The 14231-nt window shown below is 62.7% G+C and carries 13 protein-coding genes; 9 read left to right on the top strand and 4 right to left on the bottom strand.

Going from position 1 to position 14231, the window contains the following annotated elements; translation table 11 throughout:
* Positions 1 to 44 precede the first annotated feature (44 nt).
* Positions 45 to 494 (bottom strand): copper chaperone PCu(A)C, encoded by a 450-nt coding sequence (locus MRK42_RS03175; protein WP_026456391.1) that lies wholly within the window; start codon positions 492 to 494, stop codon positions 45 to 47.
* A 90-nt stretch (positions 495 to 584) separates the two neighbouring features.
* On the opposite strand from MRK42_RS03175, the gene MRK42_RS03170 reads away from it, so the two are divergent.
* Entirely contained in the window at positions 585 to 1334 is a 750-nt protein-coding gene (locus MRK42_RS03170; protein ID WP_338611763.1) for an enoyl-CoA hydratase-related protein, read from the top strand.
* Between the two features lie 24 nt (positions 1335 to 1358).
* Here the strand turns inward: MRK42_RS03170 and MRK42_RS03165 are convergent, their stop codons facing one another.
* Entirely contained in the window at positions 1359 to 1829 is a 471-nt protein-coding gene (locus MRK42_RS03165; RefSeq protein ID WP_201941846.1) for a DUF2753 family protein, read from the bottom strand.
* A 171-nt stretch (positions 1830 to 2000) separates the two neighbouring features.
* Here MRK42_RS03165 and MRK42_RS03160 point away from each other — a divergent pair, with 171 nt between their 5' ends.
* The 5 genes from MRK42_RS03160 (at position 2001) to MRK42_RS03140 (ending at position 8395) form a co-directional block, all read left to right on the top strand.
* Positions 2001 to 3842 carry an ATP-binding protein gene (locus MRK42_RS03160; RefSeq protein ID WP_338611762.1) on the top strand — a complete coding sequence of 614 codons (1842 nt, stop codon included), beginning with the start codon at positions 2001 to 2003 and terminating at the stop codon, positions 3840 to 3842.
* A complete protein-coding gene (locus tag MRK42_RS03155) occupies positions 3817 to 5166 on the top strand; it encodes a sigma-54 dependent transcriptional regulator (protein ID WP_338611761.1) in 1350 nt (449 codons plus the stop codon). Before MRK42_RS03160 ends, MRK42_RS03155 begins: the two co-directional genes overlap by 26 nt.
* A 239-nt stretch (positions 5167 to 5405) precedes the next feature.
* A complete protein-coding gene (locus MRK42_RS03150) occupies positions 5406 to 6395 on the top strand; it encodes a TRAP transporter substrate-binding protein (RefSeq protein WP_338611760.1) in 990 nt (329 codons plus the stop codon).
* A 51-nt stretch (positions 6396 to 6446) separates the two neighbouring features.
* Complete coding sequence (locus MRK42_RS03145; protein ID WP_026457283.1) at positions 6447 to 6983, top strand: TRAP transporter small permease; 537 nt, start codon at positions 6447 to 6449, stop codon at positions 6981 to 6983.
* A gap of 5 nt (positions 6984 to 6988) precedes the next feature.
* Positions 6989 to 8395 (top strand): TRAP transporter large permease subunit, encoded by a 1407-nt coding sequence (locus tag MRK42_RS03140; RefSeq protein WP_223379889.1) that lies wholly within the window; start codon positions 6989 to 6991, stop codon positions 8393 to 8395.
* Between the two features lie 93 nt (positions 8396 to 8488).
* Here MRK42_RS03140 and MRK42_RS03135 read toward each other — a convergent pair whose 3' ends face one another.
* Positions 8489 to 9187, bottom strand: a complete 699-nt coding sequence (locus MRK42_RS03135; RefSeq protein WP_042026620.1) for a ParB-like protein — start codon at positions 9185 to 9187, stop codon at positions 8489 to 8491.
* A gap of 184 nt (positions 9188 to 9371) precedes the next feature.
* Between MRK42_RS03135 and MRK42_RS03130 the strand changes: the two genes are divergently transcribed.
* The 3 genes from MRK42_RS03130 to MRK42_RS03120 all read left to right on the top strand — a co-directional run bounded on the left by MRK42_RS03130 (position 9372) and on the right by MRK42_RS03120 (position 13106).
* Entirely contained in the window at positions 9372 to 10976 is a 1605-nt protein-coding gene (locus MRK42_RS03130; protein ID WP_338611759.1) for a peptide ABC transporter substrate-binding protein, read from the top strand.
* A 123-nt stretch (positions 10977 to 11099) separates the two neighbouring features.
* Complete coding sequence (locus MRK42_RS03125; protein WP_026457363.1) at positions 11100 to 11405, top strand: hypothetical protein; 306 nt, start codon at positions 11100 to 11102, stop codon at positions 11403 to 11405.
* Between the two features lie 141 nt (positions 11406 to 11546).
* On the top strand, positions 11547 to 13106 hold the full coding sequence (locus MRK42_RS03120; RefSeq protein ID WP_042026623.1) for a PAS domain-containing methyl-accepting chemotaxis protein: 1560 nt from the start codon (positions 11547 to 11549) through the stop codon (positions 13104 to 13106).
* Positions 13107 to 13178: 72 nt separating this feature from the next.
* Here the strand turns inward: MRK42_RS03120 and dusA are convergent, their stop codons facing one another.
* Positions 13179 to 14165, bottom strand: coding sequence for a tRNA dihydrouridine(20/20a) synthase DusA (gene dusA / locus MRK42_RS03115; RefSeq protein ID WP_026457365.1), 987 nt, complete (start codon positions 14163 to 14165; stop codon positions 13179 to 13181).
* Positions 14166 to 14231 lie beyond the last annotated feature (66 nt).

Genomic DNA, 14231 nt, shown 5'->3' with positions numbered 1-14231 from the left:
AGCCAAAATACCCAGCGAGAATCCTGAACAAACGACGACAAATGTCAGTGCTTCATGTGCTGCATCTCGCCCATCGGCTCGATCGGCTTCACCGGCAGCGACAACGCCAGCTGCTGGCCATCATCCAGGGTGAGGGTGAGCGGCATGGGGGTCTGCTCGGAGAGGGTGCCGATCTCGAACAGCATGATGTGCAGGCTGCCCGGCTTCAGTACCACTTCCCCCTTGGCCGGGATCTCGATGCTCTCGACCTGGCGCATCTTCATGACCCCGTTCTCGTGCAGATGGGTATGCAGCTCGGCGCGGCCCGCGGCTGGAGAGGACGCTGCCACCAGCTTGACCGCCTGATCGGCATCGTTCTTGAGTACCATGAAGGCCGCCGTATTGGGCGTACCGGGGGGCAACAGGCGCACATAACCGTCGACCGCCTCCACCTTGGCCAGGGCGGGAGCCGTCATCCCGAGCAGCAGCAGAGAATAAAACGCACGTTTAAACATGGTTGAAATCCTTTTATGATGTTGTTAAACGAGGCAAAGGTTACCCCAACAGAAACCTTTTATGCACCCTTCAATAACAAGGATTTAGACATGGCGCCCATTCTCATTGCCGAACGGCAGGACGGCTTGCTCACGCTGACCCTCAACCGCCCTGACAAGCGCAATGCCCTCAACACCGAACTTTACCGCCAACTGGTGAGCGAGTTGCAACAGGCCGCGGCCGATGAGGGAGTACATGTGTTGTTGTTGCAGGGTCAGGCGGCGTGCTTCACCGCCGGCAACGATCTGGCCGATTTTGTCGGCAAGAGCAGTCTGGAGTCGGACGATCCAATCTTGCAGTTCCTCCACACCCTGGCCGATTTTCCCAAACCGGTGATCGCCGCCGTGGGGGGACCGGCCGTCGGCATCGGCACCACCATACTGCTGCACTGCGATCTGGTCTATCTGGGGGAGAATGCCCGCCTGCAGCTGCCTTTTGTCGAGCTGGGGCTGGTGCCGGAGTTTGCCTCCAGCCTGCTGCTGCCCCGCGCCGTCGGCCACCTGAAGGCCGCCGAGCTGTTGCTGCTGGCCGAATCCATGGATGCTCATGAAGCACTGCGCCTCGGCCTTGCCAACCGGGTAGTGGCCAGCGCGGATCTGCTGGCATTTGCCCGCGAACAGGGGCTGAAGCTGGCCGCCAAACCGCCCAGGGCAGTGCAAAAGAGCAAGGCGCTGCTCAAGCAGGAGCTCAGGCAGGCGGTCCACTTCGTCATCGATCTGGAGGCGCGCGCCTTCGCCCAGGCCCTGCAGGGGGAAGAGGCGCAGCAACGCATCACCGCCAGGCTCGGTCGCAAGGGCTAGCCCGTTGCCACCATAGCGCGCCGGTCAGTTGAGGCGAAAGCGTCCGATCAACTCGCAGCCCTGCACCTTGTCCTGCAACTGGATAAGCCTGGCAATCTCGGGGTTGGGGTGGCGCTTGAGAAACCCGAGCAGGGCCGCGCGGCAGCAACCCAGTTCGCTTATCAGCGACTCGCACTTCCGGTTAGGACATTGTGGCACCAGCGCCGTCACCAGCTCGGAGGCGAGCTTGAGGTAACGCAGCTCGTAGGCGGGTTCATCCATGGCGCGCCAGAAATCCGCCAGACGATGGCAGGTCGCCACCCGCATGGAGGCCAGCATCTCGAGATCCGGCTCTTCCTGGGTCATCTCTATCGGCGCCGAGATGGTGCCAAGGGCCTGCTGATAGAGGCAGACCGCGGAGCCCAGCGCCCCCTGGCTCAGGGAGTGCTCAGCTTCCATCATGTAACGCTGCCAGTGTGTCTGGGCCTGATCCGGCCCGTCTTGTGCCTTTGTCATGGGAGGGCTCCTTCCTCTGGGTGGAGTCTTTCATGATGCCTAATTGAGAATGAATATCAAGCCGACAGACAGTGCAGGATCTCGGCGCCTGTTGCGCCGGTCACACTCTTTCACCGGCGCCATCCTCTCTCCTCCGGCTACAGGTTAAGATGTGGCCAACCAAGGAAGGGAATGATGAACAATGGAAGTCGGGGCCTGCTGATTGGCCTCTGGATCACGCTGATGGTGGTGCTCGCCTTCATGGCCCGCCAATGGGGACTGGAGAGCCTGCGCCAGCAGGCCCAGCTCGACAATGAGCGGCTGGCGGGCCAGCTGTTGGTGGAGCTCGACAAGTATCGTCGCCTGCCCGCCCTCATCGCCACCCGCAGCGAGCTGCAGCAGGCGCTTTTGCGAACGCTCTCCCCCGCCAGGCTCAACCCCCTGCTGGAGCAGCAAAACGAAATCCTGGGCACGGACGCCATCTACCTCATGACTGCTCAAGGGGACGTCATCGCCGCCAGCAACTGGCGCCAGCAGGACAGCTTCGTCGGTGACAACTACCGCTTTCGCCCCTATTTCCAGCAGGCGATGCAGGGGCGGGCCGGCAGCTATTTCGCCCTCGGCCAGCGTTCCGGACGGCGGGGCTACTACTTCTCCTATCCGGTGCAGGAGGGGGATCACCGCCTCGGCGTGGTCGTGGTCAAGGTGGCCCTCTCCCTCATCGAGGAGCGCTGGGACAGCCGCGATGACTTCGACTACCTGCTGACCGACGAGTACGGGGTAGTCTTTTTCTCCTCCAGGGCTGAGTGGCTCTACCGTCCCCTTGTCAGGTTGAACGACACGACCCGCGCCACCCTGAGCGATGAGCGCAAATATGGCGACAAGCTGGGGGCTCCCCTGAGCGATCAGCCCACCCTGGGTCTGCTGCGCAGCCAGGATGAGTGGCGCTGGGGGCAGGGTTATCTCTTCACCGGCACCGCCATGCCCAGCGCCGGCTGGCATCTCTATACCCTCAAGCCCCTGCACGGCCTGCTGCCCATCATGGCCAAGGCACTGGCCAGCTTCGCCCTCATCTCCCTGCTGGTGCTGATGATCTGGCTCTACTGGCGCCAGGAGCTGCTCGGCCGGGCCCGTCTCGCCCGCCTCAACAACCAGCTGGAGCACAAGGTCAGCGAGCGGACTTTGGCCCTCTCCACCAGCAACCAGGAGCTGGTGGCCACCATCGACAAGTATCGCCAGACCCAGCGCGAACTGGTGGATACCCAGGAGCAGCTGGTGCAAGCCGCCAAGCTGGCCCTGCTGGGGGAGATGTCGGCCGGCATCAACCATGAGCTCAACCAGCCGCTGGCCGCCATGCGCGCCTATGGCGAGAATGCGCTGCAGCTGCTCGACAAGGGACGCCTCGACAGCTGCCGCGACAATCTGCTGCAGATCAACAGCCTCAATCATCACATGAGCGAGCTGGTCGCCCGTTTCAAGGTGTTCGCCCGCAAGGGGGAGCAGACCCTGCAGGCGGTGACGCTGCAGCCAGTGATCCACGCCAGCCTGGCGCTGCTGCACAGCCAGATGATCAAGCAGGGCCTGCTGATCGAAACCCGGTTGCCGGCAGAGCCCCTCTATGTTCGGGCCGATGCGGTGCAGCTCGAGCAGGTGCTGGTCAACCTGCTGCACAACGCGCTGCAGGCCTGCGCCACCAGCTCCCCTCCCCGGGTCTGGCTCACCCTCGAACGGGTTGATCATCGGGTGGTGATCGAAGTCAGTGACAACGGCCCGGGCCTCCCGGTCGAGGCGAGCCGGCTGTTTGCCCCCTTCTACACCACCAAATCCCAGGGGCTCGGGCTTGGGCTCACCATTTCGCTGCGCATCGTCACCGCCTTTGGCGGCCAGCTGGAGGCGGCCAACAGCCCGGTCCACGGCGGCGCCTGCTTCACCATCACCCTGCCCGCCGTCGACCCCAGCCTGCGCAGCGAGCCAGGATCCCCAGCCTTTACCTCTTCAGGAGAGAGCCATGACCCAGATAATGCTGATCGATGATGAACATCACTTGCGCCTCTCTCTCGGCCAGACCCTGGAGCTGGCCGACTGGCAGGTCACCACCTTTGCCAGCGCCGAGCAGGCCCTGCCCCATATCGGCGCCCAGTGGCCCGGTATCATCATCAGCGACATCAACATGCCCGGCATGAACGGCATCGACCTGCTGCGGGAGATCATGGGGCGCGACTCCGAGCTGCCGGTGATCCTGCTCACCGGCCACGGCGACATCTCTACCGCGGTGCAGGCCATGCGCCTGGGGGCCTACGACTTTATCGAGAAGCCGTTTAGCACCGAGCAGCTGCTGGAGGTGGTGCGCCGGGCCTGCGACAAACGGCGCCTGGTGCTGGAGAACCGGGAGCTGCGCAGCGAGCTGGAGGCCCAAAGCGGCCCCGGCCCCAGGCTGCTCGGCACCCATCCGGCCATCAAGCGGCTGCGCCAGATCCTCACCCATATCAAGGATGCCCCCGCCGATGTGCTGATCATGGGCGAGACCGGCAGTGGCAAGGAGCTGGTCGCCCGCTTCCTGCACGATCACTCGGTGCGCGCGGCCGAACCCTTCGTCGCCATCAACTGCGGGGCCGTGCCGGAAACCATGATGGAGAGCGAGCTGTTCGGCCACGAGGCGGGAGCCTTTACCGGCGCCCAGAAACGCCGGGTGGGCAAGATAGCCTGGGCCAACAAGGGCACCCTCTTCCTCGACGAGATAGAGAGCATGCCGATGGCGCTGCAGATCAAGCTGCTGCGGGTGCTGGAGGACAGGGAGGTCGAGCCGCTCGGCACCAACCAGAAGATAGCGCTCGACATCCGGGTGCTGACCGCCAGCAAGGTCGAGCTCAAGACCCTGGTCGAGCAGGGCAGCTTTCGCGCCGACCTCTACTACCGGCTCAACGTGGTGCGGGTGGATATCCCCCCATTGCGGGATCGCAAGGAGGATGTGCCCCTGCTGTTCGAGAATTTCCTGCGGGTGGCCGCCACCCGCTACCAGCTGGCGCCGCCGCGGCTCGGTGCCGAGCAGCGCGCCTGGCTGCTGGCCCACGACTGGCCCGGCAATGTACGCGAGCTGCGCAACCTGGCGGAGCGCTGCGTGCTGATGGGCGAAGAGGGCGCCTTTGCCGATCTCACCCTGGGGCGGGAGGCACTGACCTTGGCCGAGCAGGTCGATCGGTTCGAGCGCATCCTGCTGACCGACACCCTGAGCCAGCACAGGGGGCGACTGAAAGAGGTGCAGGAGGCCCTCGGCCTTCCGCGCAAGACCCTCTACGACAAGATGCGCAAGTACGGCCTCGACAAGCAGGACTACAAGCTCGACGACGGGGGCGAGTGAGCCGGGGCAGGCTCGGCTCCTCCTCCCCCGGCTACTCCGGTTAACCTTGCCGTCATGGGCGGCATTCCCCCCGCCTGTCCGACTACATGGGGGGATTTCCCCCCATTTTTGACCCGCACCGTCTTCCCCTGCCTGGCGCCAGCGCCCATTGTTAATGGCTTGTTTCAAAAATAAGGGAGATGGCACACAAGTTGCCTTGCTATGGGTGATTTACCTGAACCCACTCAAGGATGACAACAATGACACTCAAGCTCCGCGCCCTGACCGCCGCCTTTACCCTGGCCCTCGGCCTCTCCTCCGCCTTTGCTGCCCCCGTCGAACTCAAGTTCTCCCACGTGGTGGCAGAGAACACCCCCAAGGGGCAGATGGCCATCCACTTCAAGCAGCTGGTGGATGAGCGCCTGAAAGGCCAGGTCGAGGTCAAGGTCTACCCCAACTCCCAGCTGTTTGGTGACGGCAAGGAGCTGGAGGCCATGATGCTCGGGGATGTGCAGATGATCGCCCCCTCTCTCTCCAAGTTCCAGAAGTTCACCGATCAGCTGCAGATCTTCGATCTCCCCTTCCTGTTCGATGACATGGCGGCGGTGGATCGCTTCCAGCAGGGCAAGGAGGGGCAGGCCATGCTGGGCTCCCTCGAGAAATACGGCCTGATTGGCCTCGGCTACCTGCACAACGGCATGAAACAGCTCTCCGCCAGCCAGCCCCTCAAGACCCTGGCCGATGCCAAGGGCAAGAAATTCCGCATCCAGACCTCGGATGTGCTGGCCGCCCAGTTCGAAGCAATCAATGCCGTGCCGGTGAAGAAGCCCTTCGCCGAGGTATTCACCCTGCTGCAAACCAAGGCCATCGACGGGCAGGAGAACACCTGGTCCAACATCTACTCCCAGAAGTTCTTCGAAGTGCAGCCCTACATCACAGAGACCAACCACGGGGTGCTGGATTACCTCATCGTCACCAATGCGGATTTCTGGAACGGCCTGCCGGAGCAGGTTCGCAACGAGCTCAAGCGCGCGCTGGATGAGTCGGTCGCCTTCGGCAACGAGATCGCGGCCGCCAAGGACAGCGAAGACAAGGCCGCCATCTTTGCCTCCGGCAAGAGCCAGCTGGTGACCCTGACCGATGCCGAGCGCAACCAGTGGGTCGAGTCGATGAAGCCGGTCTGGAAGCAGTTCGAAGGCACCATAGGCAAGGAGCTGATCGACGCAGCCGTCGCCGCCAATCAACCCTAAGCCGTCAGGATGAGCCCGCCGCGAGGCGGGCCTACTCACAGGGATAGTCCAATGAAAAAACTCATGCATCAGCTGGAAGAGGCCATCATAGGCCTGCTCCTGGTCAGCACGGCCCTGCTGGTCTTCCTCGAAGTGGTGATGCGCTTCTTCTTCGATACCGGTCTGCTCTGGGCCCAGGAGCTGACCCTGAACCTCTGTGCCTGGATGGTGCTGTTCGGCGCCTCATGGGGGGTGCGAGTCGGGGCCCACATCGGCGTGGACGCCTTCATCAAGATCCTGCCGGGGGTCTGGCAGCAACGCCTCACCCTGCTGGCGGTGGCGCTCTGCCTTATCTACTGCGCCCTCTACTTCTATGGCGCCTGGATCTATCTGAGCAAGCTCAAGATGATCGGCATCGAGATGGAGGATCTGCCCATCCCCCGCTGGCAAGCCATGAGCATACTGCCGATCGGGCTGGCCCTGCTGTTCCTGCGCTTCCTCAACGTGGGCATCATGGTCTGGCGTGGCCAGATGAGCGGCTTTGCCCTGGCCGATGAGGCCAAAGAGAGCATGCACCTTATCGACAACGATCCGAATCAGAAGGCATAACCATCATGGCGACCCTGACCCTGTTTACCCTGCTGATCGGCGCCATGCTGCTCGGCATGCCCATTGCGGTGGCGCTCGGCCTCTCCAGCGTCACCACCATACTGCTCTTTTCCAACGACTCCCTGGCCTCCCTGGCGCTCAAGCTGTTCGAGGCCACCTCGGAGCACTATACCCTGCTTGCCATCCCCTTCTTCGTGCTGTCATCGGCCTTCCTGTCGACCGGTGGGGTGGCGAAGCGGATCATCCACTTCGCTATGGATTCGGTCGGCCATATTCGCGGCGGTCTCGCCATGGCCTCGGTCATGGCGTGCATGCTGTTTGCCGCCGTGTGCGGCTCCAGCCCGGCCACGGTGGCGGCCATCGGCAGCATCGTCATCGCCGGCATGGTGCGTTCCGGCTATCCCCGCGCCTTTGCCGCCGGCGTTATCGCCAATGCGGGTACCTTGGGGATCCTGATCCCCCCCTCCATCGTCATGCTGGTCTACGCTGCCGCCACCGAGGTCTCCGCCTCGCGCATGTTCATGGCCGGTTTCCTGCCGGGACTGCTGATGGGGGTCTGCATCATGGTGGTCATCTATGTGGTGGCCCGCATCAAGGGACTGCCGAGCCAGCCCTTCCCCGGCGTGCTGACCCTGCTGGCCAGCGGTGGCAAGGCGCTCGGCGGCCTGTTCCTGATCATCCTGGTGCTGGGCTCCATCTATGGCGGCATCGCCAGCCCGACCGAGGCGGCCGCCGTCGCCGCCGTCTACGCCTTCTTCATCGCCGTGTATGGCTATCGCGACATCGGGCCCCTCAAGGGGATCCCCTGGCGCCACGAGGGGGAGTCCATCTCCGCCGCCGCACTGCGCAACCTCTGGCTGCTGCCCCTCTCCATGATCAAATCGCCCTTCAACGGCGAGGTGGGTCATGTGGTACGGGATGCCGCCAAGGTGAGCATCATGCTGCTGTTCATCATCAGCAACGCCATGCTGTTCGCCCACGTACTCACTTCTGAGCGTATCCCCCACGCCATCGCCGAGACGATCGTGACCTGGGGCCTCCCGGCCTGGGGCTTCCTGATCGTGGTCAACATACTGCTGCTGCTGGCGGGCAACTTCATGGAGCCCTCCGCCATCGTGCTGATCATGGCCCCCATCCTGTTCCCCATCGCCATGCAGCTCGGCATAGACCCGATCCACCTGGGGATCATCATGGTGGTCAACATGGAGATCGGCATGCTGACCCCGCCGGTCGGTCTCAATCTGTTCGTGACCGCCGGGATCACCGGCCAGAGCATGGGTTGGGTGATCCGGGCCTGCCTGCCCTGGGTCGGCTTCCTGCTGCTGTTCCTGATGCTGATCACCTATGTGCCGCAGGTGTCGATGTTCCTGCCCGAATACCTCGACGGCAAGAGCCTGCCCGCCAGCCCCTGAGACGGGTGAGGCAAAAGATGTGCATACAAAGAAGGCGACCCAAGGGTCGCCTTCTTTGCTTCCTTTCCCTGTTGTCAGGGCGTCACTCAAACCTTACTTTGTCCGGTTCAGGCTGCATTGCCGGCCCGGGTAGCCGGGCAGAGCGCTGGCCTCCTGGCGACAGGCCAGCCGCTTGGCCTGCTGCAACCTCACCCTCAGGTTGGCGCTATCGATTGGCCGCCACTCCATCTGCTGGCCAAGCCAGCTGGCCCAGGCAAATTCGACGAAATAGACCTGCCCATCCTTGCTGAAATAGCCGGCATCCTGCAGCAGACCCGCCAGGGTGCGGTACGGGTAGTCAGGCAGCTGATCGATACGGGGCGGCAGCTGTTCCGGGGTCAGTGGCTGCCCTTTTTCATCCTTGAGCCAGGCCCAGTGGTTGTTCTGCATCTGGCTCCAGAAGTTGGCCCGATCCTGCAGGCGGGCGATCACCTTGACCCGGACCTGCTTCACCCCCTGCTGCCACAGCGCCTTGGTCAGGTGATGCCTGTCCACCAGCCAGTAACCGCCATCCGGGGCGATCACCACGGGGATCTCTTTCTTTTTCATCAAGTTGTCGAGCTGCTTTGCACTCTTGCCCGCCAGCTTGCGCTGGATTGCGTCGACCTGGAGCTGGCCCACACCGCCCTGGGTCGGGTGCAGCGCGGCTATCCCAGCCTCGCACCAGGATCCTACGGCGGTGCCACCCTGGCACGGCGCCAGCGCCCAGGCGCTCGAACTCAGGGCGCAGACCAGCAATAACCATGATTTCATCGTCCCACACTCCTCAATCACGCGCTCATGCCGGCCACCAGATGAAGGAGGGATGCAACCCCGAGCATGAGAGTCACACGCTGGCGGTCAGAGCTGCAAACGAGATATCATGACTTCCCATCTGCCGGCGATAGTTTCTCGTCGAGTTTTCTCCCCGCTTCACACTATTTGAAGGATCCGACCCATGAAAGGATGGAGCCCACTGCTGGCCCTGCTGGGCTGCGCCGCTGTCCAGGCGGCCGACATTCCCGCCGGCACCGAACTTGCGACCGAACAGGTGGTGGTTCGTCACCTGAAAGATGAACCTGCCAGCCTGAGCCCGCTCAAACTGGTCGGCCTGCCCGAGCTGCAGGTTTTGCGGGATCTGTTCGAGGGGCTCTTGACCCAGGGGCCGGACGGGAAGCCGGTGCCGGGCGTCGCCGCACGCTGGGAGAACCGGGACAACCAGACCTTTACCTTCCACCTGCGGCCCGATGCCCGCTGGTCCAACGGCGATCCGGTCAAGGCCGGTGACTTCGTCTACGGCTGGCGCAAGCTGGTCGACCCGAAAGAGGCGGCCACCTTCGCCTGGTTCGCCCAGCTGGCCCGCTTTGACAAGGTGGACGAGATCCTGGCCGGCACGCTGCCCCCAGACGAGCTGGGAGTGAAGGCCCTCGATGACAGCACTCTGCAGGTAACCCTCTCCCAGCCCGTGCCCTATTTCCTGAGCCTGCTGACCCATCCCAGCCTGTCACCGCTCCACCAGGCCAGCATGGCGCAATATGGCGAGCAGTGGACCCAGCCCGGCAAGCTGGTGGGCAACGGCGCCTTCGTGCTCGGCAAGCGGGTGGTCAACGAGAAGCTGGAACTGACCCCCAACCCCTATTACTGGGACCGAGCCCATACGGTGCTGACCAAGGTCATCTTCATGCCCATCAATCAGGAGAGCACGGCAACCAACCGTTATCTGGCTGGCGATCTGCACATCACCGAATCCTTCCCCAAGGAGCAGTACGCCAAGCTGATGGCGCAGATCCCGAGTGAGGTCTACACCCCGGAGCAGCTGGGGACCTACTACTACGCCTTCAACACCCGCAAGCCCCCCCTCGACGATGTGCGAGTGCGCAAGGCGCTCTCCTACGCCATCGATCGCGGCCTGATTGCCGACAAGGTCCTCGGCACCGGAGAGAAACCGGCCTACCACTTCACCCCGGACGTGACGGCGGGCTTCACTCCCAAGGACAATCTGCTCTCGCAAAGCAGTCAGCAGGCGCTGGATGACAAGGCAAAGGCCCTGATCAAGGAGGCCGGTTACGGCCCGGACAAGCCGCTCAAGCTGACCCTGCTCTACAACACGGCGGAGATCCACAAGAAGATGGCACTGGCCATCGCCAGCATGTGGAAGCAGAAGCTGGGGGTACAGGTCGAACTCACCAACCAGGAGTGGAAGACCTATCTCGACAGTCGCCAGAGTGGCCAGTTCGAGGTGATCCGCTCCTCCTGGGTCGCCGACTACAACGACCCTTCCGCCTTCCTCGGCCTGTGGGGCTCGGGCCACAGCGGCAACATGGCCGGGTTCGCCAATGCGGACTATGACAAACTGCTGGCCAAGGCGGCCAAGACCCGGGTCACGGCAGCGCGCAGCCAGCTGTTCGACAAGGCGGAGGCTATCTTGCAGGAGCAGGCCCCCATCGCCCCCATCTACCAGTACACCAACGCCAGGCTGATCAAGCCCTGGCTCAAGGGATATCCCATCAACAACCCGGAAGATGTGGCCTACAGCCGCCAGCTCTATCTGATCAAGCACTGATCCAGCCATGCACAGCGAGGGCCGCACCGGGCGGCCCTCGCTTATTGATACTGTTCACTCCCGATTTTTAGGCATAGAATGCCGCCTTTCCTGTTAATCCCCTTCCTGTCACTCCGGTTTGCCATGCGTTATCTGTTACTGCTGCCCCTGCTGTGGACCCTGTCAGCCCAGGCCCAGAGCGATACCGAATCCCAATGCCAGCAGGAGTTTGTCGAGTGGATGCTGCACCAGCAGCAGCTGTTCAGCAATCGCAAGTCAGACAAGATAGAGCGGCGCCGGGCCGAGCGCGCCATCGATCTCGCCCGCCAGGATTACGAGAAACTGGCCAGCTTCTGCAAAACCATGCAACTCGTCCGCGGTTATCAGGATGAAGACCCTCGCCTCAAACCGAGAGCCGGAGAGGTCCACGATTTCACCCCCGCCAGCTAATACCCGTTTCTTTTGCCTGCAAGCGGGTCTGTTCATTGACCCAGGCCAAAGTTGGCCCCTATGATGCCCCTAGAATAGTTAGCTAAACAGCGCAGATAAAACACTATTTTATCAATAAGTTAACTACACTCGGAGCGACCCATGAGCCAACCCGTTCAGGAAGGGGAGATCCACTTCCCCGACAACATTGCGCTGATCTCGACCACGGATCCCGCCAGCTATATCACCTACGCCAACCAGCACTTTTGTGACGTGGCCGGGTACACGGTGGAGGAGATGGAGGGAGTCCCCCACAACCTGGTGCGCCACCCCGACATGCCCAAGGCTGCCTTTGCCGACATGTGGCAACGGTTGCGCCAGGGCAAAAGCTGGATGGGACTGGTCAAAAACCGCACCAAGCAGGGCCGGTTTTACTGGGTGAATGCCTATGTCACCCCGATCCTCAACGCCAGTGGGGAGACCATTGAGTACCAGTCGGTCCGCACCAAACCGGCGCAGGCCGAGGTTGCCTGGGCAGAGCGGCTGTATCGCCAGCTGCGCACCGGCAAGACGCTTCCCTGGCTGAGCCGGATACAGATCGAACCCGGCCAGATCATGCTCGGTCTCACCACCACTGCCCTGCTCGCCACCCTGGCTACCGCCGTCACAGGCAATCCGTTCTGGCTATGCCCGCTTTTGGCGTCGTTACTGGCGCTGGCCGGCTATGGCTGGCATCTGCAGCGCCGCCTCGGCCATCTGCAAACACTGGCCGGTGATGCCCAGGGCACCCGGCTCTGCCAGGTACTTTACACCCGGCGTCGGGACTCTCTGGCTATCATAGAGCTGGCCCTTAAGATGAAACAGGCGGAGCTGAAAGCCGTGGTCGGGCGCTCTGCCGATACCAACCAGCAGATCCTGCAGGCGGCGGAGGATGACAGGGGCAATATCCAGACCATTGACACCCACCTGCAGCAACAGCGTGCCCAGAGTGAACAGATGGCCAGCGCCATCACGGAACTGAGCCACTCGATCCGGGACGTCGCCCACAGTGCCCAGGAGGCAAGCGAGCTGGTAGCCGAGGTGCAGCAAGTCTCCACCGAAGGGCGGCAGGCGCTGGCCACCACCCGGGATGCCGTCAATCAGTTGCATCGGGAGCTGGACGCCAACCACGCCGTGCTGGCGCAACTGACCCATGACAGCCAGAAGATCAGCGGCATCCTGGAGGTGATAGGCCAGATCGCCGATCAGACCAACCTGCTCGCCCTCAACGCAGCCATCGAGGCGGCCCGCGCCGGGGAACAGGGGCGCGGCTTTGCCGTGGTGGCCGACGAGGTACGGGCCCTGGCCCAGAAAACCCGCGCCTCCACCGGCGAGATCCACGAGATGATCCAAGCGCTGCAACAGACCACCAGCCAGCTCTCGGACGGCATGACCCAGGGGGCACAAACCTCGGAGCGCTGCCAGCAGCATGCCGGCACCACGGCCGATGTGCTGGATCGGATCAACCGTATGCTGGGTCAGGTGACGCGCACCAGCGACGAAATAGCCCAGGCCGTGAGCCAGCAGGCGGATGTGACATCGACCCTGGATCAGGGGGTGCACCAGATCCACCAGCTGGCCAGCCATACCGCCGACAACAGCAAACAGGCCCTCGACGGCATCACCCTGCTGGTGGAGCGGTTGCAGGATCTCTCCCGTCTGATCAACCAGTTCAGGCATTGAGGCTATTCGTCAGGCATAAAAAAAGCGCGTCCATGGACGCGCTTTCTCTTTGAGCCACTCGCAGACCGAGGGTTACTCGGCGGCATCTGCGTCGGCAAACTCCGGCACCTTGGCCATGGCATCCAGCACCACCTGGGTATCGGCTCCCGGCCGGCAGGCATTCTCGCTGAGATGGCGACGCCAGGCGCGAGCCCCCGGCATGTTCTGGAACAGACCCAGCATGTGACGGGTCATGTGGGAGAGGTAGTTACCCTTGGCCAGCTCCTGCTCCATGTAGGGCAGCATCATGCGCACCACCTCGTGGCGGCTTGGCACCTCGCCCGCCAGGCCAAACACCCGGTTGTCCACCTGCGCCAGAATATAAGGGTTCTGGTAAGCCTCGCGTCCCATCATGACACCATCCACATGCTGCAGATGCTCAAGGGTCTGCTCCATGGAGGTCACACCACCATTGATGGCGATGGTCAACTCGGGATACTCCTGCTTGAGTCGATAGACACGGGGGTAGTCGAGGGGCGGGATCTCGCGGTTCTCCCGCGGACTCAGGCCACTCAGCCATGCCTTGCGGGCGTGCACGATGAAGGTGTCACAGCCGGCGTCGCGCACCTGCTCGATGAAGGCCTGCAAAAATTCGTAGGAGTCCTGATCGTCGATGCCGATGCGGGTTTTCACCGTCACCGGAATATCCACCACGTCACGCATCGCCTTGACGCAGTCGGCCACCAGTGCGGGCTCCCCCATCAGGCAGGCGCCGAAGCGGCCGTTCTGTACCCGATCGGAGGGGCAGCCAACGTTGATGTTCACCTCGTCATAGCCGCGCTCTTGGGCCAGCTTGGCACAGTGGGCGAGATCGGCCGGATTGCTGCCTCCCAGTTGCAGGGAGATGGGGTGCTCCTGCTCGCTGTAGCCCAGATAATCTCCCTTGCCGTGGATGATGGCGCCCGTGGTCACCATTTCGGTATAGAGCAAGGTCTGACGGCTCATCAGTCGATGAAAATAACGGCAATGCCGATCGGTCCAGTCCAGCATGGGGGCGATGGAAAAACGCTGCGCCTGCATAAGAATTATCCGGGTTGGCTTAACAAAGGGGCGGATATTATCACAACGTGAAGCAGCCCCAGAAAA

The organism is Aeromonas sp. 19NY04SH05-1 (assembly GCF_040581895.1).
Classification (GTDB): domain Bacteria; phylum Pseudomonadota; class Gammaproteobacteria; order Enterobacterales; family Aeromonadaceae; genus Aeromonas; species Aeromonas enteropelogenes.
This window is presented reverse-complemented; position numbering and strand designations above follow the sequence as displayed.